Here is an 18,398-nt window from a genome sequence, read left to right on the forward strand (position 1 = left end):
CCCGATGCTTGAATCGCAACACGACATCGCCATTATCGGCGGTGGCGTAATCGGTTTGATGACGGCGCGTGAATTACAGCTGACCGGTGCTGATGTTGTGGTGCTTGAAGCGCAGCAGTGCGGACGTGAAGCATCCTGGGCCGGCGGTGGTATCGTTTCACCGTTGTATCCATGGCGGTACTCACCACCGATTACGGCGCTGGCCGATTGGTCGCAACAGCAATATCAATCGATATCTGAGTCCTTGTGGCAGCAAACAGGCATCGATCCGGAATGGCAGCAAAGTGGTTTGCTGTTGCTGTCGGTTGACGACGCCGAGCAGGCGCTGGCTTGGTCCGTTGCACACGGAAATCGGATTCAGATCGTCGATGCCCAAACGCTATCAGAGCTACAACCTGATTTGCCCGCGCAACAGCAGGCACTATGGGTACCGGCTATTGCCCAGGTGCGCAATCCGCGCTTGATGAAAGCGCTACGTCGTTACGCAGAATTGAATGCCATTGCGGTTCATGAGCATTGTGCTATCCAGTCCATGCAAAGCGATGCATCCGGTGATTGGTTTCTGCGCAGTGAGTCGCGGCTTATTCGTGCCCGCCACGTGGTTATTTGTGCCGGTGCCTGGAGTCGTCAGTTATTGCAATCGATGCCAGAGGCGCCGGCCATTGAACCAGTGCGCGGCCAGATGATCATGTTCGCGCCAACCGAGCATCGCCTGCAGCGTATCGTGCTGCAGGATGGTCGCTACCTGATTCCGCGTCGCGATGGCCGAATTCTGTGTGGTTCAACGTTGGAGTATGTTGGTTTCGACAAAAGCACGACCAGTGAAGCATTCGAGTCATTGTTGGAGTCGGCGTTTCGGATCATGCCCCCGCTACGTCAGCACCGCATTGAAAAACATTGGGCGGGATTGCGACCGGGCATTGCCGATAACGTCCCGCGTATCGGTGAAATGCAAAAAGGGCAGGGCTTGTGGATTAATGCCGGTCATTTTCGCAATGGTGTGGTGCTGGCGCCGGCTTCCAGTCGCTTGCTTGCTGATCAATTACTGGGGCGCCAGCCGATTATCGATCCGACGCCGTATCAGCCGTAAATCGGTTCTGGATTATTCGAGTCCCAATTTCTGCAATTTATAGCGCATCGCCCGGAAACTGATGCCGAGCTTGCGGGCTGCCTGGGTCTTGTTCCATCGACAAAATTCCAGGGCTTCCAGCACCGCATCGCGTTCGATTTTTTCCAGATACATGTCGAGCGGAATGTCGCCGCGTTTACCTGGCGTGATCATCGCCAGTGCCGCCGGATCAACGACCTCCATCGGGCTATCCGGTAATTGCAAATCCTCAATTTCGATTTCGTGGCCGTCAGCCAAGGTCAGCGCCCGCTCGAGAATATTTTCCAGCTCGCGGATGTTGCCAGGGAACGCATATTTTTTCAGGCCATTGATTGCCGAAGCGGTCAGTTTCGGTTCGTCGACATGATGACGCTCCGACAGCTTTTTCAGGATGTATTGCGCCAGTTCCGGAATATCCTCAATGCGATCACGCAGCGATGGCGTTGTTACCGAAATAACGTTGATTCTATAGAACAAGTCCTGACGAAACTGGCCGGCATTGACCAGCTCGGCCAGATCTTTGTGGGTAGCACTGACGATGCGCACATTGACCGCAATTTCCTTGCTGGCGCCAACCGGGCGTACCGCACGCTCCTGAATGGCCCGCAGCAATTTGACTTGCATCGTCAACGGCAGGTCGGCGACTTCATCGAGAAAAAGCGTGCCGCCATCGGCGGTTTGAAACAAGCCCGGTTTGTCGGCAATGGCGCCGGTAAAGCTGCCTTTCTTGTGGCCGAAAAACTCGCTTTCCATCAACTCGCCGGGAATGGCGCCGCAATTGACCGGTACAAATGGTCCTTCTTTGCGTGGACCCAAGGCGTGGATCAAACGCGCCACCAGCTCTTTGCCGGTACCGGATTCGCCGGTGATATGGATCGGCGCCTGCGAGCGCGACACTTTGGCGATGGTTTGGCGCAAGGCCGACATGCGGCTGCTGGAACCAATCAGACGTGGCGAACCGGTTGGAATATCACTTTCTTTAGTGGTCGGTGCCGGCGGTTGCAGATGCAGCGCGTTCTTGACCAGATCGCGCAGCGTGTTCAAATCGATGGGTTTCGACAGAAAGTCAAAAGCGCCTGCCTTCATCGCCTCAATGGCGGTCTGCATATTGCCATGTGCGGTGATCACGGCGACCGGCAGATTCGGTTTGACTTGCTGGATATGTTTGACCAATTCGATGCCATCGCCATCTGGCAGGCGCAGATCAGTCAGACACATATCGAACGGCGTGTCTTCCAGCAGTTGTCGCGCTTCTTGCAGCGTTGCCGCTTCTTTGGTGTCGACGCGCATGCGGCCTAGCGTGATGGACAGCAGTTCGAGAATATCCGGTTCGTCATCGACGATCAGCGCTAACGGGTTTTTCATAGAGCAGGAAGTATCCTTCTTATTGGCGCAAAACTGATGCGAAAACAGGTGCCGCCAGTGGGAATCGGAATGTAATTCAGTTGCGCCTGGTTGGCTTCACATAACTCACGCGCCAGATATAATCCGAGGCCAAGGCCTTTGCCGCTGGTGGTGAAAAACGGCTCGAACATTTTCTCCGCGATCTCCGGGGCAATGCCTTCACCGTAATCGATGACATCGATGAACGGGCGTTGATTGGTCGCATCCAGTCCGGCATGAATTTCCAGCAGCGGCCGATTCACTTTGCGGATGCTGTAACGTATACCATTTTCGCACAGATTGGTCAGTACCTGTATCAGTTGTCCGATGTCAAACATGGCGGTGGCATCGCGCGGATTGATGTCCAGATGTATCTCCGGCACCGGATCGCGACCGACCCGGAAATCATCGAGAAAATTATTCAGAAAGCTATGCAGTTGAATTGTTTCCATTTTCGATGGCTGACGCTGCGACAACTGCAGAATGTTCTCGATGATGTTATTCATTCGCGCCGAATGCTTGCCGATGATATCGACCAGCCGTTGATCAGCCGTACCGATTTCTTGCGACTCTTTCAGCAATTGCGCGGCATGGCTCAATGCCCCGAGCGGGTTACGGATTTCGTGGGCAATACTGGCCGTCAGTCGGCCTAGTGACGCCAGCTTCATCTGGGTTGCCTGTTGGGTCGTTTTGCTGGTGTCTTCGAGGAAGATAAGCGTCAGGTTTTGATCGGCGCCGAGCGAAGTAAACGTCGGCATCAGGTCCGGCAAGGTTGCGCCTACGCTGAACGGCACCACTTTCATTTCTGGATTGCGACGCCAGTGCCGAACCTGCTTGGCCAATGCGACGCTGACATCTTCCAGCGGCAATTGTTGCACGCCCTGAGGCAAGCCCAGCATGGTCCAGGCGGCATGGTTGATCAATTGAATCCGACCTTGTCGATCGATCACCAACACGCCGGTATTCATGTATTGAATGATGTGTTCGTTCAAGCGCTCCAGTTTCGCCAGGCTGGCCCGGCTGGCTTCGGCAACTTCTTCTGACTCGCGGATTCGTCGCGCCAGCATCAGCGCCAGCGCCGACATCGCAAAAAACGTCGCGCCGAGAATGCCGGCCTGGGTGAACGTGGTCAGGTTGCGCTCACCCTGGAAGAACGCGTAACTATGCTCGGTAACAATGGCCAGACTGGCGGCGGCAGCGAAAGCAATCGCCCAGGGGCGGGCAAGCAGCAGGCTGGTGGTCGTGATGCTGACGGCCAGCAACGCGCCCAAACCGGTGCTTAGCCCGCCACTGGCGTGCATGACAACCGTGATGGCGATGATGTCGATCACCGCCATGATCACCACTTGGGTCCGATAGCCGGGCTGTCGCCGATACAGCAGAGGAATGGTCAGCAGCGTCAGCGTGAAATAGGTGTAAGCGGCTTGCCGAAACAAATCCGGCGTATCGTGACCGAGGATTTGCGGGCCGAGTTGAAATTCAAACACCACCAACATGCCGGCCGCCACCATAAAGCGATAGAGGTTGAACATGACCAGCGCACGCCAGGTGTAATGCTCGCGTGTGCCTTTATGTTCTCGGGCGCGGATCAGGGCAGGTGGTGGTCGACGGCTCATCGCGTGGCAAAAGTGACCTGATTAACTGTGGAAACGCAGTGTCAGTATTTTCCGGTGTTTGTGCAAGTATAGCGAGCGCTCAGTGGTTGTTTGCCATGGTCGGCGAGCACGATATCTGTTGATTCAGTGCTATCCATCATCCGCCAGATCGGCGAAAATTCACGCCAATGAAGTTTCGCCGGACTTGCCGGCGTGGTGGAGTGGGAAACATGCGAATTGCCTTGGTGCAATTGAACGTCATTGTCGGCGACATGCAGCACAATACAGCCCGGATGCTGACTGCGATTGAACAGGCGAAAAGCGCCGGTGCGGAACTGATTGTCTTTTCCGAGCAGGTGGTTTGTGGCTATCCAGCCGAAGATCTGGTGCTGCGCGCCGATTTTCTGCGCGGTGTCGAACACGCGCTCAGTGACATTGCCAAGGCCAGTCACGGCGTGGCCATTGTTGTGGGTCACCCCGAGCGCTATCAGCAACAGCTTTACAACAGCGCTTCAGTATTTGCTGATGGTCAGCATTTAGTCACCTATCGCAAGCAACGTTTGCCGAATTATCTGGTATTTGATGAACACCGCTATTTCAGTGAGGGCGAGGAAACCTGTGTTTTCCATTGGCGTGGACGGCAAGTCGGTTTGTTGATTTGTGAAGATCTCTGGCACCCGGAACCGATTGCCGCTTGCAAAGCTGCTGGCGCCGAGCTGGTGCTGAGCCCGAATGGTTCGCCTTGGCACAAACATCAGAACGCCGAGCGGTTGATGACGCTCAGCAGTCGGCATCGCGAAAGCGGTTTACCGATTGTTTATGTCAATCAGGTTGGTGGCCAGGATGAATTGATTTTCGATGGCCAATCGCAAGTCTGGGAGCAGGGCCATTGCGTGGCGCGCGCCAAATTGTTTGCCGATGATTTGCTGATTCACGAGCTGTTCTCCTCCAATCCGGAACGACTGCCAGAGCGTCGCGAGACTTCATTGGATGAAATTTTTGCTGCGCTCGTGGTCAGCGTTCGCGATTACGTGCAGAAAAACGGCTTCAAAGGCGTGCTGCTCGGTTTATCCGGCGGTATCGATTCCGCGCTGACGCTGGTTATCGCCTGTGAAGCGATTGGGGCCGAGAATGTGCGTGCGGTGATGATGCCTTATCGCTACACCGCCTCAATGAGCATCGAAGATGCCAGGCAACAGGCTGCAGTCCTTGGTGCCGGGTTTGACATCATTGACATTGCGCCGATGGTGGATAGCTTCATGAAGACACTGGCGCCACATTTTGCCGGCACTGCCGTTGATGTCACCGAACAGAATCTGCAGGCGCGCTGTCGTGGCACGACACTGATGGCCTTGTCGAACAAGTTCGGCTCATTGGTGCTGACCACGGGCAACAAGAGTGAGATGGCGGTTGGCTACGCGACGCTGTACGGCGATATGGCTGGCGGTTTCGATGTGCTGAAAGATCTGCCGAAAATGCTCGTCTATCAACTGTCGGAATGGTGCAATCGTGAAACGGAACGCATTCCACGTCGGGTCATTGAGCGCGCGCCGTCAGCGGAGCTGGCGCCGGACCAGAAAGATGAAGACAATTTGCCACCATATCCGGTTCTCGATGCCATTCTGGAACGTTATATCGAGCGGGATTGGGGCCTGGAGGAAATCGTCAAGGATGGCTTTGACCGCGATGTCGTGCGCCGTGTCATGCAGCTAGTCGATCGAGCCGAATACAAGCGTCGGCAAAGCGCACCGGGACCGCGCATTTCCAAACGGGCTTTCGGCCGTGACCGGCGTTATCCGATCACCTCCGGGTTCTCCCGTCAGTCCGATGACTGGCGCTGAGCGCAATACCGTTTACACTTTCAATACGACTGCAAACCGAGACCAGCCATGAAAAAAATTGAAGCGATTATCAAACCGTTCAAACTCGACGATGTACGCGAAGCACTCGGTGAGGTCGGCATTACCGGTATGACGGTTTGCGAGGTCAAGGGCTTTGGCCGACAAAAGGGGCACACTGAGCTATATCGCGGTGCCGAATACATGGTGGACTTTCTGCCGAAAGTGAAAATCGAGCTGGTGGTGCCAAATGATCTGGCCGATCGTTGCGTTGAAGTGATTCAGGAAACGGCACGAACCGGTAAAATCGGCGATGGTAAAATTTTCCTGTACGACGTCGACAAAGTGATTCGCATTCGGACCGGCGAAGAAGACGAAGCGGCGCTGTAAGCGCCGCTTGTCATGCGATGATCAGCGGCGCCGCCGCTGTTCCATCAAGATATTCTGAATCTGCTTGATGCGAGCATTGATCCGCGCACTGGCGTAAGGGTCATCGGAGTAGGATCGAACGGCCACTTCAAATTGCGCCAGTGCACCATGCAAATCGCCAATACTCAACAAATACAGCCCCTGGCTTTCATGCACTTCATCGGGATGACCAGAGGCTTGCTGGGCCGCTGCCAATAACTGATAAACATTCGGTTCGGTATCCGGCAGGCTGACATAAGCGAGCAATTTTTCCCGAGCGGCTGCCGCCTTGTTGTTAGCCATCAAGGTCTGCGCATAGGCGACCGTCAACGCATGATGATTTGGTTGCAGCTCCAATTCTTTCGCCAACAGTTTTTCCGCCGCGTCGTGCTGGTTCAGTGCATTCATCGCTTTCGTCGCGAGCAACAGAAAACTCAAGTTCTTCGGCTCACGTTGACGCAAGGTTTCCGCCAGCGTCAGTGCTTCGATTGGTTTGTCCTGACGCATGCGTAACAGCGCTCGACTGTATAAAGTCAGCACATCATCCGGTGCACGTTTGTCCAGTGTTTCTTGTGCTCGCTCCAGTGTCGAAACTTCTTTTTCGACAAGCGCCCGCATTTTTGTCTGCATCAAATACAAACGTGTCGATGCCGGTACCAGGCCGACACGAAATTCCGCGGCTCGCAGACGGGCATCGGCCATTCGCTGCTGACTGACCGGGTGGGTCAGCAATACCGGCGGTGGCAGACGCAGGTAGCGCGTGGTTTGTTCCATTTTTTCGAAAAACGTAGCCATGCCATAAGGGTCAAGATTGACTTCGGACAAGATCTGCATGCCGATACGATCGGCTTCCGATTCATTGGCACGGGTATGGTTGATGAGCATCTGCTGGGCACCGGCCTGGGCGGCACTCATTGCCGCGATGCCGGCGTTTGGGTTGGCAGCGGCGAGAATCAGGCCGCCGAGAATTGCCGCCAAAGTAGGAAAGCTCAACTGTTGCTGGCGTTCCAGACGGCGCGCCAGATGGCGCTGGGTGACGTGGGCGATCTCGTGCGCCAGAACGCCCGCTAACTCACTTTCATTTTCAGCCATCAGAAACAGCTCTGAATGCACGCCGATGTAACCACCGGGCAGCGCAAATGCGTTCAATGATGAGTCATTCACGAGGAAAAAATAGAACTGCCGCCCTTGTGCATCGGGAGCGTTGGCGACCAGTCGAAAACCGAGATCGTTGATGTATTCAACCAGTTCCGGATCGTCAATAACCGGCAAGAACTGGCGCAACTGGCGCATGTAAGCATCGCCGACCAGTTGTTCGTACTGTTCCGAAAGGACTTTTGAGGTGGAGCTGCCCATATCCGGCAGTTCGCTGCTGTAGGCAATGATCGGCAGCATTGCACACAACGTGCCTGTCAGAATTCGCTGAAACCATGTGTGCATTGTGGTCAATAAACCTTGTCGTCCGGTACAACTGTTAAACTGTCTTAATCTACTTCACCGCGAAAGGCGTGTCATGAAGGCTCGGAAATTGTAGAGACGGGCCGAGCGCACTGCAATTGCATAGACCAGAGGAAGCGATGAATTACGCCACAATCGTACAAATAATTCCGGAGCCTTGTTTGTGACCGAACCTCAGATCAGCTTACAGGTCGACGCGGTCGGACTGCCGTGCCCTATGCCACTGTTAAAAGCCAAGCAGGCGATGCATCGTCTGCAACCGGGGCAATGCCTGGAATTGCATGCCACTGATCCTGGCAGTTGCCGGGATATTCCTGCCTGGTGTCGACTCGCCGGCCATCAGTTGCTGAGCCAGAGTGATCAGGCGCCCTTCGTATTTGTTATTGAAAAAGCGGGCTGAATACACCCGCTTTCTTGGTTGATTACAAGATTTCTGATGCGTAATCAGCCAGACGTGAACGCTCGCCGCGTTTCAGCGTGATGTGACCGCTGTGTTCCCAGTGCTTGAAGCGATCCACCACATAGGTCAAGCCGGAGCTGGTTTCTGTTAAATAGGGTGTGTCAATCTGCGCAACATTGCCGAGACAAACCAGCTTGGTGCCAGGACCGGCACGGGTGACCAGCGTTTTCATCTGTTTCGGCGTCAAGTTCTGCGCCTCATCAATGATCACGAACTTGTTCAAAAATGTGCGGCCACGCATGAAGTTCAATGAACGCACCTTGACCCAGCGCTTCAATACATCTTGCGTCGCGGAGTGACCCCATTCGCCGTGATCATCGGTGGGAGCCAGCACTTCCAGGTTGTCCATCAGTGCGCCCATCCACGGCGTCATTTTTTCTTCTTCAGTACCGGGCAGAAAACCAATGTCTTCACCAACGGGCACCGTCACCCGAGTGACCAACACTTCTTTGTAATGACCGCGCTCTATCGTTTGTTCCAAGGCTGCAGCCAGTGTAAGCAAGGTTTTGCCGGTACCGGCTGAGCCTTGCAAGGTGACGAAATCGACGTCCGGATCCATCAATAAATTCAGCGCAAAGCTTTGTTCGCGATTGCGCGCGACAATGCCCCAGACATTGTGGTTTTTGTGTCGGTAATCGCTGGCGATTTCGATAATCGCCGTTTTGCCTTCGATGCGACGAACGATCGCTTCAAAGTCATCGTCTTCTTTGTAAAGACATTGATTGGCAAACCATTCGGAACAAAGTGGTCCGGAAACACGGTAATAAGTGCGGCCTTTTTCCTGCCAGGAATCCATTTTCTTTGCATGCGATTCCCAGAAATTCGGTGGCAGTGCAAACATGCCGGTGTGCAGTTGTTCGATTTCATCGAGCACCCGGTCGTTGAAATAGTCTTCGGCGTGAATGCTAAGCGTCGTCGCCTTGATGCGCAGATTGATGTCTTTCGAAACCAGCGTTACGCGTTCGGCACGCGCTTCTTGCGACAACGCCAGCGCGACATTGAGGATCGTGTTATCGGCTTTGGTACCTGGCAAGGTTGCTGGCAGCACATGTGCCATTTCCCGGGTTTGCACATACAGCTTGCCGGCGACTTTTTCGCATAATTCCTTGCCGAGTGGAATCGTGTTCAGCGGAATGCCTTTCTCGATATCGATCGATTTATTCTGGTTCAGCAAATCGTCGAGAAAGCGGCTGACCTGGCGAACGTTGCGCGCCGTTTCCGAGGCGCCTTTCTTGCTGCCGTCGAGTTCTTCCAAAACAATCATCGGGAGAAAAACATCGTGTTCAGCGAAGCGGAACAGGGAGGAGGGATCGTGCATCAGAACGTTCGTATCCAGTACGAACAGGCGTTTACCACTGATTTTTGCTCGTGCCATCACGGAATCCTGCGTTATCGTTTGTGATCTGTCTAATCCGATGCTTCGTGCATCAGAGTTTAGGCGCCGATGGATGTGCAGTTGGGGAAATTGCGGCAGGTCTCCTTGCGATAGTGGGTGGGGTGATCAAGGCCGGCGTTTTGCACACAGGCCTTGATTCAAGACTAGCACTGTTTTTTGCAGGACGGCAGCAAATTTTTCTGCTGTTCAGGCATTCAATGCCTGCAGTTCGGCAAGCACTTCGGCGACATGGCCGGGCACTTTGACTTTTCGCCATTCCTTGCGCAATATGCCTTTCTTGTCGATCAAAAACGTACTGCGTTCGACGCCGAGTACTTTCTTGCCGTACATATTCTTTTCTTTGATGACATCATAAGCCTGACAGGCTTTCTCGTCCGGGTCGGACAGCAAATCAAACGGGAACGCTTCCCTTGCCTTGAAGTTTTCATGCGAACGCATTGAATCACGGGAAACACCCAGAATCACTGCATCTTCGGCAGCAAATTTTTGGTACAAGTCGCGAAACTGCTGACCCTGCTGAGTGCAGCCCGGTGTGCTGTCGCGCGGATAGAAGTACAGCACGACGTGCTGACCTTTGAAATCTTTCAGGCTGATGGTTTTTTCGCCAGTGGCGGCGAGCGAAAAAGCGGGTGCGGCTTTGCCGATGGTCGTGCTCATGCGAACCTTCTTTAAATCTATTCGACAACGTTTCGTTGTACGCGAATCAGGAGTGGTCCGTACCATAACATGTTAGCTCTTTATCGGCTCCATGATGCCGTCGAGATTACACTCATCGCAAAGCATCTGGAATTGATCGCGCAAGGCGTTCAAATGGGTGCTGGCTGGTATCGCGATGGCCAGATTCAGCACCGAGACGGTGCCGCCGGTCTGATGGGCTTGGTAGGTGTTGGCAAACAGCTCTTGAATGGCGACGCCTTGCTGAACAAAGAACGAGGTGACATCGGAAATCAGATTGACGTTGTCGCTGCTGAAAATTTGTACAGAGTACGGTAAAGACGCGTCCGGTAGTTGCGTGGCTTGCGTACGCCGGGTGTTGAACACCAGCTCCAGACGATTGGCCAATGTCGCCGATTGCATTTCAAATTTGGCTAAGGCATTCCAATGCCCGGTCAGCAGAATGCCGAGCACGATATCCCGTCCAAGCACCGACACCCGCATATCAATAATCGTGCACTGGCATTCCGTGGCCAGACGAGCGAATTCAGGGACGACTTCTGGAGAGTGAGGGCCGAGTGCGGAACAAACAAGCAAACTGGACATGAGCTAACCGCGGTACAGGGTTCGATTTCTTATAAAGCTTATTAGTGACCGAGCGTTCTTGCTTGTCAATAACTTTCACCGGCCTGTACCATTGCCGCCTTTCAAATTTGAGGGGTGACGCATGTTCAGAGGCAGCATCGTGGCGCTGATTACGCCGATGACGGCGAACGGCGGTATTGATACAGCCCGGCTGAAACAACTGGTCGAATGGCATATCGGTCAGGGCACCCACGGCATCGTCGCGATGGGCACCACCGGTGAATCCGCGACGCTAACCGATGACGAGTACCTGCATGTCGTCAAAACCGTGGTTGAAACCGTTGCCGCTCGGATTCCGGTGATTGCCGGTACCGGCAGTGCCGCCACGGCAAAAGCGGTTGCCTTGACACGCAAAGCCGAATCGCTTGGTGTTGACGGTACGCTTTGTGTGACGCCCTATTATTTGCGTCCGACCCAGGAAGGTCTTTACCAACACTTTATTGCCGTAGCGGATGCTGCTGCCAAACCGGTGCTTTTGTACAACGTTCCGGGACGAACTGGCTGTGATTTATTGCCGGAAACGGTGATTCGTTTGGCCAAGCACTCGCAGATCGCCGGCATCAAGGAAGCGACCGGCAAGCTCGAGCGCTTGAGTGCCATCCAGGCGGGGGCCGGCAAGGATTTTCTTATGCTGTCCGGCGATGATGCGACCGCTTGTGCCTTTATGCTGCAGGGCGGGCATGGCGTCATTTCTGTCACCAGCAATGTCGCGCCGAAAGCGATGGCCGAGATGTGCGAAGCGGCACTAGCCAATCGGGTTGGCATTGCCCGGGAACTGGACGAACGTTTGCAGGGTCTTCATAACGACCTTTTTGTGGAGCCGAATCCGACGCCAGCCAAATGGGCGGTCAGCCAGTTGCTTGGTGGTTCGGATAATTTGCGTTTACCGCTTCTGCCACTGACAGAAGCGAATAAACCCGTTGTGCGCGCCGCGATGCGTCGTGCTGGAGTCATTGAATGAATTATAAAGTGCTGCTGCTTGCCGGCCTGTCGTCCGTTACGTTATCCGGTTGCGGCTGGTTATATGGCAAAGACGGCTGGATCCGCGATACCGAACACGATTACCTCGACGCCAAGCAGCGCCCGCCACTGCAAATGCCGGAAGGCATGACCGGCTATCAACCGCAGGACCGTTACCCGATTCCGCCGCTGACGCCAGCGATGGCGCGGCAGCCGGTTGGCGAAAAACTCGATATCGAACCGCCGGCGTTGGTTTTGTCGGCAGGAGAAGGAGTGGTCGGCGTTCAGGACGCGATGGTAGCGAAAAGCCTGATTTACGTTGAACGTGAGCAACTGTGGCAGCGCTTGTTGGCGTTTTTTGAACGCAACGATATCAATCTGTTGGACGTGAACAACGAAGCCGGCGTGATCCGCACCGATTGGGTACAGACCGAGCCTATCGGCTGGTTCCGCGATTGGGTGCTTGATCGCGACATCGAAAGCTATCGGTGGCAGTACTTGTTCCAGTTAAGTCCTGGCGAAAATCCAAATGAAAACCAATTGGTTGTCACCGTCAGCAAGGCAGAAGCCTTGTCAGAAGAGCAGGGTTGGATTAGCCAAGCCGATAGCCGTCGCGACGGTGTCAACATCTTGAATCAGTTTCTCGGTTTCTACGATGAACAGTTGACCGCTGATGCCCGAGCCCGCGTGTTGGCGGCCCGCGCTGGCGTGCCGGTGGTGCTATGGACCAGTCCGGAAGGGCAGAGCGGTCTGTTGGCCAATGCCTCGCTCGAACGCGCCTGGGAGATTACTCCGGCGGTTATCGAACGGCTTGGCTTCCTGGTCGACGACAAGGACACCAGCAAGCACCTGTACTACACAACGCTGGCGCATGAGGCGTCAGGCTTCTGGAGCAGCTTGTTCGGTGGCGATTCGCGCCGTATCGATCTCAGTGAAGGTGAGTACGTTATCGAACTGAAGCCGGTTGGTGATCAGACCGCGATTCTGTTCAGCCGTGACGGTGAAGTATTGAACGCCGAAACCATGGAAAAAGTATTCCCGGTGTTGTCGGAAGTATTCCAGGAACGTCGACCGGCACAGGAATTCAATCGCCGTTAACACCGATGAGAATCGCTTGTCTCGGCAGCGGCAGCAAAGGCAATAGTTTGTTGGTTGCCGACCAGTCAACGCTGTTGATGGTCGATTGCGGTTTTCCGCTGGCGGAAACCGAACGGCGGCTGGCCAGGCTTGGTGTCGAGCCTGCTGCCATCACGGCGATTCTGGTCACCCATGAACATAGCGACCATATCAGCGGCGTCGGGCCATTGGCCCGGCGTTATAATTTGCCGGTAATGCTCAGCCAGGGTAGCTATTTGGCAGACCGCTGTGGCACAATCCGCGCCCTGCAAATCATGCGCTCCGAACAACCCGTATCCTTTGGGAGGCTACGGGCTTTTCCGTTTTCGGTGCCGCACGATGCGCGCGAGCCCTTGCAATGGGTGTTCGACAACGGTGAACAACGTTTTGCGCTGGTTACCGATCTCGGCCATCCGACGCCGTTTGTTTGCGAACAAATTGGTGCTTGTGATGTGCTAATGCTCGAATGCAATCACGACGAGCAGATGCTGCGCACCGGCCGTTATCCACCGGCGTTGAAACGTCGCGTAGGTGGTGAATACGGTCACTTGAGCAATGCGCAAAGTGCGGCCTTGCTCGATGGACTGGATAGACAACGATTGCGCATGGTGATTGCAGCGCACTTGAGTGAAGAAAACAACCAGCCGATTCTGGCGCAAGCAGCGCTGGCGGCGGTGCTGGGCTGGCAGCCCGAAGAAGTGGGCGTTGCTGGACAGCAACACGGATTTGACTGGATCACGATCGGCGGTTCCGATCGGCCATAGATGTACTGGTGAATACCATGCAAAAGTTGCAAGAGCTGTACAAGGGCAAAGCAAAATCGGTTTATAGCTGCGAGGATGCCGATCATCTGATCATGCATTACCGTAACGACACTTCGGCCTTCGATGGCCAGAAAGTCGCGCAGTTGGATCGCAAGGGAATGGTCAACAACAAGTTCAACGCGTTTATCATGACGCGTTTGCAACATGCGGGTATTCCTTGCCATTTCGTCAAGCTGTTGTCGGATACCGACAGTCTGGTGAAAAAACTGGACATGGTGCCGGTCGAGTGCGTGGTGCGTAATGTCGCCGCCGGTTCGATTACCCGTCGTTTGGGCGTCGAAGAAGGTAAGGAACTGAATCCGCCGACATTCGAATTCTTCCTGAAAAACGACGCATTGCACGACCCGATGGTCAACGAATATCACATCCGTTCATTTGGCTGGGCGACCGACGCCGAAATTTCCCGGATGAAAGAACTGACCTTCAAGGTCAATGACATTCTGAAGCAGATGTTTGATGACGCCGGCATGATTCTGGTTGACTACAAACTCGAATTTGGCCGCTTCAACGGCGAAATCATTTTGGGTGATGAATTCTCGCCAGATGGCTGCCGCCTGTGGGACAAAGCCACACGCAAAAAGCTCGACAAAGATCGTTTCCGTCAGGGCTTGGGCGATGTCGTCGAAGCCTATGAAGAAGTCGCCAAACGCCTGGGAATTTCGCTCGACTAAAGCCAATTTATTTAGCATAATACGCCGCCGTTGCGGTTGCGTATTATGCAGTCGTCGAAAGGTAAAACTGTTCGGAGAGGTGCCAGAGTGGCCGAATGGGCCGGATTCGAAATCCGGTGTACAGCTTGCTGTACCGTGGGTTCGACTCCCACCCTCTCCGCCAAATATAGAAACCACCTTCGGGTGGTTTTTTATTTGGTGCAAATGGTTACTTCGCTATCAATTCACTGCGCTGATTGCTGATCGTTTGTTTTCTTGTTCTTTGCAATACACTTAACTTCCCGCAGTTCTTGATTTGCCGCGGGCATGAGTGTCAATTCATGGCTCGGGTCTGTGTCGTTTCATTCTTTTTGGCGTGCAATCAGTTGGCAAAAGAGCTTAACTGCAGCGCCTGAATCTGCAACTCACCCTGTTCGTCACCATCTTCGAAAAACTGTAGACGTACCGGTACATATTGATGGTCTTTGGCGAACCAGGTGATGGTTCGGCGGTCGTCATCGGCATCATGCACGCGTTCCACCCGGATGGTTTTCAGTTTGCCGAGAGGGGTGTCCAAAATTTCTTCGCCTTTGACTTCAAACTCATAGGTTTTGACGCCGCCTTTCTTGCTGACCGGATAGCTCAGCGGGCGGTGATTATTCAGCAGATCGATTTGCAGATTCAGCACCTGGGTTTGCATGTCATTCAAACCTGGCTGCAAGTCAACTTGCCATTGGCGCTTTTCGTTCTTGCCGGTTTCTTTCATGGCTTGCCAGTCGAAAGTTTGTTCGGTAAAGCGATCACGTGTCGGTGTGGTGGTGCGCTTGCTGAACTTCAGTGGCTTGGCGTGTTGATCATTCCAGATGAATGTCGAGGTTTCGGTGTCGGTGAAATCGAGAAAAAAGATCGACGCTTTTGAGCTGGTGCTGAACTGCCATTGTTGTTGATCAAGCGGTTGCAGTTGAATGTTGCCGGTGCCTACTTCGCTGTCTCCGCGTAACAATAAGTATTGGGCATTGTATGGGCGCAGCGGTACTTCACTTGCCTCAGCGAGTGAAACAAACAATGCGAGCAGCAGCACTAGGCACTTGTTCAACATTGCACCGGCTCCATCAGTAATTGCTTATCGAGAAACGCCTGATTGTTCTGGCAGTGCAAGCGATCGCTGGCAAACCATTGCACGACCAAGGGATAAAGCTGGTGTTCCAGCTCGTGCACTTTCTTGGCCAGGCTTGCTTCATCATCTTCCGGCAGAATTGGGCAACGGGCCTGAGCAATCAATGGCCCACCATCCAATTCGGCAGTAACGAAATGAATTGTCACTCCGTGTTCTTTATCGCCATTTGCTAGCGCCTTCTGGTGCGTTTTTAAACCGGGATAGCGCGGCAACAGCGACGGATGAATATTCAGCATCCGACCGGAATACGCATTGACCAAGTTATCACCGAGAATACGCATAAAACCCGCCAATACAATCAAATCGGCATCGAAGGATTGCATCGTAGCGAGCAGCGCCTGATCAAAAGCTGAACGGTTTTCAAACTGGCGGTGATCAACAACGGCGGTGACAATGCCGGCGCGCGCAGCGCGTTGCAAGCCGAACGCATCCGGCACGTTACTGATCACGCCGATAATCTGACCGTCGACGCGGCCATCGGCGCAGGCATCGATCAAGGCTTGCAGGTTGGAACCGTTTCCGGAAATCAGGATCAGCAGACGACAGGGCATAAACGTTTTCTTCGGGCTAAAACAACACCGGGTGCGCATGGCACCCGGTACGATTGGCGATTACACCATTTCGACAAACGGTTCGCTGTGTTCGTTGCCAGCGCTGGCGATATGGCCGATGTGGAAGGCCGTTTCTCCCATATTGCGCAGCAGGCTCAGGGCGTTGTCGAGTGCCGATGCCGGCACCGCGATAACCATACCGATACCGCAGTTGAACGTGCGGTACATTTCGGTGCTTTGCACGTTACCGTTTTCCTGCAGCCACTGGAATACTGGCGGCAGTGTCCAGCTCTTGCTGTCGATCACGGCTTTGGTGTGGTCTGGCAATACGCGCGGTACGTTCTCGAGAATACCACCGCCAGTGATATGGGCGAGGGCGTGCACGGGAATTTGGCGAATCAGGTTCAGCATTGCTTTGACGTAAATCCGGGTTGGTTCCATCAAGGCATCGGCCAGGGTTTTTTCGCCAACGCGCTGGTTCAAATCGGCTTTACTCACTTCGATGATTTTGCGGATCAGGGAGTAACCGTTCGAGTGTGGACCGCTGGAAGCAACGCCAATCAAGGCGTCACCAACGCGCACGTCATGGCCGTCGATGATTTTGCTTTTCTCGACGACGCCGACGGTAAAGCCGGCTAGGTCATAATCTTCACCGTGGTACATGCCGGGCATTTCGGCGGTTTCGCCGCCAACCAGCGCACAGCCGGCCAGTTCGCAACCTTTACCAATACCGCTGACGACATCGGCAGCGACATCGACATTCAGTTTGCCGGTGGCGTAGTAATCCAGGAAGAACAGCGGTTCGGCGCCTTGCACGACAACATCATTGACGCACATCGCGACCAGATCGATGCCGATCGTGTCATGGCGTTTCAAATCCATGGCCAGACGCAGCTTGGTGCCAACACCGTCGGTGCCGGAAACCAGTACCGGCTCTTCGTAACCGGCTGGCAGCGCGACCAGCGAGCCAAAGCCGCCAAGACCGGCCATCACTTCCGGACGGCGGGTGCGGTTGGCCACATGCTTGATGCGCTCAACGAGGGCGTCGCCTGCTTCGATATCCACACCAGCGTCTTTGTAGGACAACGAGGGCTTGCTGTCGTTGGTCATGATGGCTCCAGGGGCTCGGAAAAAAAGGGGCGACAGTTTAGCGGTTGCCGGGCGCGCTGTCATGAGGAATGCGGGCAGGATTGACCGGCTAACAGCTTTTCGCCGAGGGCTGCGATCATTGTAGCCTGCTCAACGATGATCAGATGCTCGGTCGACTTGGTCGGCAGGTAGCAAACGCCGGGCAAGTTCTTCATCCACTTGGCGTTTTCGCTGCGCCAGTTTTCGAATTTCTGGCGTTCAGCCTCGTCTTTGGCTTGCTCAATCGTCAGGCGTTCGAAATCGGTATCGACGACCCATACCGGCAGGTTTTTCGGCCAGCTCAGCTTGGCGGCGCTCAGCACATCCTGGTCGTAGCGACCGATATCGGCCATCTGCGCGACGATACGTTCGCGATCGCTACGTCCAGCCAGAATCGCATCCAACAAGGCTTGCTGGTAGGGCAGGTTGCCGGCCAGTTTCAGGAAATGTTCGCGATCGGAGGTGACTTTGGCGGCTGCGCGTTGATCGTATTTGCCGCTGCGTACGAATTCTGGAATGGCCGGATCCTGGAACATTTTCGCTTGCTCGGCATAAAACGACGCCACGGCCGGTGTCAGTCCGTCCGGGTCTATCAGTATCGCCGATTTCAGTTTGTCGCTGCCGTGCCGGTCCAGGTAGTGGAGGAGCATCAGATTGCTGCTGGCAAAGGCGATGACGATATGCTGCTTTTCCGGGAATTGCTTGATTAGGCAAGCCAGATCATCGGCCGAGCGGGCATAGGAGCCATCACCGCCGACGGCGCTCAAGCCATGATTGAGCCGATCGATGCTGCGTGTGATGGTGCTTTTTGCCAGCAGTGGTTGCAGCGTAACAAACCAAGCTGAGTCAGCAGCCCAGCTATCGGTAGGTCCGGACAGCAGAATAATGCCGATATCATTTTGCGTCTTGCCTTGCTCGTGCACGTGCAAGGCCCGCTCACCACAGTGCATCAGCCGGCTGCCGGACGGTAATTCCGTCGCGTTAGCCTTGCCAGCAGCCAGCGCAAGGAGCAGTGCCAATCCGATTTTCATTGGAAACCTCTGTGGA

18 protein-coding genes and 1 tRNA gene are annotated in these 18,398 nt (G+C 54.5%); 9 read left to right on the forward strand and 10 right to left on the reverse strand.

Annotated features, from left to right (window positions below; genetic code table 11):
* Positions 1-4: 4 nt before the first annotated feature.
* Positions 5-1,090, forward strand: a complete 1,086-nt coding sequence (gene thiO / locus E2H98_RS18155; RefSeq protein WP_133587121.1) for a glycine oxidase ThiO — start codon at positions 5-7, stop codon at positions 1,088-1,090.
* A gap of 12 nt (positions 1,091-1,102) precedes the next feature.
* Here the strand turns inward: thiO and E2H98_RS18160 are convergent, their stop codons facing one another.
* The gene (locus E2H98_RS18160) at positions 1,103-2,473 is read right to left on the reverse strand and encodes a sigma-54-dependent transcriptional regulator (protein ID WP_133587123.1); all 1,371 of its coding nucleotides are present in this window, start codon (positions 2,471-2,473) and stop codon (positions 1,103-1,105) included.
* Positions 2,470-4,107 (reverse strand): sensor histidine kinase, encoded by a 1,638-nt coding sequence (locus E2H98_RS18165; protein ID WP_133587125.1) that lies wholly within the window; start codon positions 4,105-4,107, stop codon positions 2,470-2,472. The genes E2H98_RS18160 and E2H98_RS18165 overlap by 4 nt, the downstream gene beginning before the upstream one ends.
* A 209-nt stretch (positions 4,108-4,316) precedes the next feature.
* On the opposite strand from E2H98_RS18165, the gene E2H98_RS18170 reads away from it, so the two are divergent.
* Entirely contained in the window at positions 4,317-5,927 is a 1,611-nt protein-coding gene (locus E2H98_RS18170) for an NAD+ synthase (protein WP_133587127.1), read from the forward strand.
* A gap of 48 nt (positions 5,928-5,975) precedes the next feature.
* Positions 5,976-6,314, forward strand: a complete 339-nt coding sequence (glnB, locus tag E2H98_RS18175) for a nitrogen regulatory protein P-II (protein ID WP_133587129.1) — start codon at positions 5,976-5,978, stop codon at positions 6,312-6,314.
* Positions 6,315-6,335: 21 nt separating this feature from the next.
* Here the strand turns inward: glnB and E2H98_RS18180 are convergent, their stop codons facing one another.
* Positions 6,336-7,772 (reverse strand): M48 family metalloprotease, encoded by a 1,437-nt coding sequence (locus E2H98_RS18180; RefSeq protein ID WP_133587130.1) that lies wholly within the window; start codon positions 7,770-7,772, stop codon positions 6,336-6,338.
* A 181-nt stretch (positions 7,773-7,953) separates the two neighbouring features.
* Between E2H98_RS18180 and E2H98_RS18185 the strand changes: the two genes are divergently transcribed.
* Positions 7,954-8,190 carry a sulfurtransferase TusA family protein gene (locus E2H98_RS18185; protein WP_133587132.1) on the forward strand — a complete coding sequence of 79 codons (237 nt, stop codon included), beginning with the start codon at positions 7,954-7,956 and terminating at the stop codon, positions 8,188-8,190.
* Positions 8,191-8,212: 22 nt separating this feature from the next.
* On the opposite strand, the gene E2H98_RS18190 is transcribed toward E2H98_RS18185, so the two are convergent.
* From E2H98_RS18190 to E2H98_RS18200, 3 genes are all read right to left on the reverse strand, one after another.
* Positions 8,213-9,625, reverse strand: coding sequence for a PhoH family protein (locus E2H98_RS18190; RefSeq protein ID WP_133587134.1), 1,413 nt, complete (start codon positions 9,623-9,625; stop codon positions 8,213-8,215).
* A 207-nt stretch (positions 9,626-9,832) separates the two neighbouring features.
* Positions 9,833-10,303, reverse strand: coding sequence for a peroxiredoxin (locus E2H98_RS18195; protein WP_133587136.1), 471 nt, complete (start codon positions 10,301-10,303; stop codon positions 9,833-9,835).
* A gap of 72 nt (positions 10,304-10,375) precedes the next feature.
* Positions 10,376-10,906, reverse strand: a complete 531-nt coding sequence (locus E2H98_RS18200; RefSeq protein ID WP_133587138.1) for a glycine cleavage system protein R — start codon at positions 10,904-10,906, stop codon at positions 10,376-10,378.
* 121 nt (positions 10,907-11,027) lie between these two features.
* Here E2H98_RS18200 and dapA point away from each other — a divergent pair, with 121 nt between their 5' ends.
* The 5 genes from dapA (at position 11,028) to E2H98_RS18225 (ending at position 14,679) form a co-directional block, all read left to right on the forward strand.
* Positions 11,028-11,906, forward strand: coding sequence for a 4-hydroxy-tetrahydrodipicolinate synthase (gene dapA, locus E2H98_RS18205; protein ID WP_133587140.1), 879 nt, complete (start codon positions 11,028-11,030; stop codon positions 11,904-11,906).
* Positions 11,903-13,003 (forward strand): outer membrane protein assembly factor BamC, encoded by a 1,101-nt coding sequence (gene bamC, locus E2H98_RS18210; RefSeq protein WP_133587141.1) that lies wholly within the window; start codon positions 11,903-11,905, stop codon positions 13,001-13,003. The genes dapA and bamC overlap by 4 nt, the downstream gene beginning before the upstream one ends.
* Before the next feature lie 5 nt (positions 13,004-13,008).
* Positions 13,009-13,785 carry an MBL fold metallo-hydrolase gene (locus E2H98_RS18215; protein WP_133587143.1) on the forward strand — a complete coding sequence of 259 codons (777 nt, stop codon included), beginning with the start codon at positions 13,009-13,011 and terminating at the stop codon, positions 13,783-13,785.
* Positions 13,786-13,802: 17 nt separating this feature from the next.
* Positions 13,803-14,516, forward strand: a complete 714-nt coding sequence (purC, locus tag E2H98_RS18220) for a phosphoribosylaminoimidazolesuccinocarboxamide synthase (RefSeq protein WP_133587145.1) — start codon at positions 13,803-13,805, stop codon at positions 14,514-14,516.
* Positions 14,517-14,589: 73 nt separating this feature from the next.
* Positions 14,590-14,679 (forward strand) — tRNA-Ser (locus E2H98_RS18225).
* 198 nt (positions 14,680-14,877) lie between these two features.
* Here the strand turns inward: E2H98_RS18225 and E2H98_RS18230 are convergent.
* Genes E2H98_RS18230 through E2H98_RS18245 form a run of 4 tightly spaced genes read right to left on the reverse strand, consistent with a single transcriptional unit; the run spans position 14,878 to position 18,382 of the window.
* On the reverse strand, positions 14,878-15,594 hold the full coding sequence (locus E2H98_RS18230; protein WP_133587147.1) for a DUF3108 domain-containing protein: 717 nt from the start codon (positions 15,592-15,594) through the stop codon (positions 14,878-14,880).
* Positions 15,588-16,223 (reverse strand): phosphoribosylglycinamide formyltransferase, encoded by a 636-nt coding sequence (gene purN / locus E2H98_RS18235; RefSeq protein WP_133587149.1) that lies wholly within the window; start codon positions 16,221-16,223, stop codon positions 15,588-15,590. Before purN ends, E2H98_RS18230 begins: the two co-directional genes overlap by 7 nt.
* Positions 16,224-16,283: 60 nt before the next feature.
* A complete protein-coding gene (gene purM, locus E2H98_RS18240; protein WP_133587151.1) occupies positions 16,284-17,333 on the reverse strand; it encodes a phosphoribosylformylglycinamidine cyclo-ligase in 1,050 nt (349 codons plus the stop codon).
* Between the two features lie 59 nt (positions 17,334-17,392).
* The gene (locus E2H98_RS18245; RefSeq protein WP_133587153.1) at positions 17,393-18,382 is read right to left on the reverse strand and encodes an alpha/beta hydrolase; all 990 of its coding nucleotides are present in this window, start codon (positions 18,380-18,382) and stop codon (positions 17,393-17,395) included.
* Positions 18,383-18,398 lie beyond the last annotated feature (16 nt).

This window comes from Permianibacter aggregans (assembly GCF_009756665.1).
GTDB lineage: Bacteria > Pseudomonadota > Gammaproteobacteria > Enterobacterales > Permianibacteraceae > Permianibacter > Permianibacter aggregans.

Excerpts from the sequence above, each read along its gene's own strand:
- E2H98_RS18245 (WP_133587153.1), bottom strand. The coding sequence starts at position 18,382 with ATGAAAATCGGATTGGCACTGCTCCTTGCGCTGGCTGCTGGCAAGGCT.
- purM (WP_133587151.1), bottom strand. The coding sequence starts at position 17,333 with ATGACCAACGACAGCAAGCCCTCGTTGTCCTACAAAGACGCTGGTGTG.
- E2H98_RS18170 (WP_133587127.1), top strand. The coding sequence starts at position 4,317 with ATGCGAATTGCCTTGGTGCAATTGAACGTCATTGTCGGCGACATGCAG.
- glnB (WP_133587129.1), top strand. The coding sequence starts at position 5,976 with ATGAAAAAAATTGAAGCGATTATCAAACCGTTCAAACTCGACGATGTA.
- purC (WP_133587145.1), top strand. The coding sequence starts at position 13,803 with ATGCAAAAGTTGCAAGAGCTGTACAAGGGCAAAGCAAAATCGGTTTAT.
- thiO (WP_133587121.1), top strand. The coding sequence starts at position 5 with ATGCTTGAATCGCAACACGACATCGCCATTATCGGCGGTGGCGTAATC.
- E2H98_RS18180 (WP_133587130.1), bottom strand. The coding sequence starts at position 7,772 with ATGCACACATGGTTTCAGCGAATTCTGACAGGCACGTTGTGTGCAATG.
- E2H98_RS18160 (WP_133587123.1), bottom strand. The coding sequence starts at position 2,473 with ATGAAAAACCCGTTAGCGCTGATCGTCGATGACGAACCGGATATTCTC.
- E2H98_RS18230 (WP_133587147.1), bottom strand. The coding sequence starts at position 15,594 with ATGTTGAACAAGTGCCTAGTGCTGCTGCTCGCATTGTTTGTTTCACTC.
- dapA (WP_133587140.1), top strand. The coding sequence starts at position 11,028 with ATGTTCAGAGGCAGCATCGTGGCGCTGATTACGCCGATGACGGCGAAC.
- E2H98_RS18165 (WP_133587125.1), bottom strand. The coding sequence starts at position 4,107 with ATGAGCCGTCGACCACCACCTGCCCTGATCCGCGCCCGAGAACATAAA.
- E2H98_RS18200 (WP_133587138.1), bottom strand. The coding sequence starts at position 10,906 with ATGTCCAGTTTGCTTGTTTGTTCCGCACTCGGCCCTCACTCTCCAGAA.
- E2H98_RS18190 (WP_133587134.1), bottom strand. The coding sequence starts at position 9,625 with ATGGCACGAGCAAAAATCAGTGGTAAACGCCTGTTCGTACTGGATACG.
- E2H98_RS18215 (WP_133587143.1), top strand. The coding sequence starts at position 13,009 with ATGAGAATCGCTTGTCTCGGCAGCGGCAGCAAAGGCAATAGTTTGTTG.
- E2H98_RS18195 (WP_133587136.1), bottom strand. The coding sequence starts at position 10,303 with ATGAGCACGACCATCGGCAAAGCCGCACCCGCTTTTTCGCTCGCCGCC.
- bamC (WP_133587141.1), top strand. The coding sequence starts at position 11,903 with ATGAATTATAAAGTGCTGCTGCTTGCCGGCCTGTCGTCCGTTACGTTA.
- purN (WP_133587149.1), bottom strand. The coding sequence starts at position 16,223 with ATGCCCTGTCGTCTGCTGATCCTGATTTCCGGAAACGGTTCCAACCTG.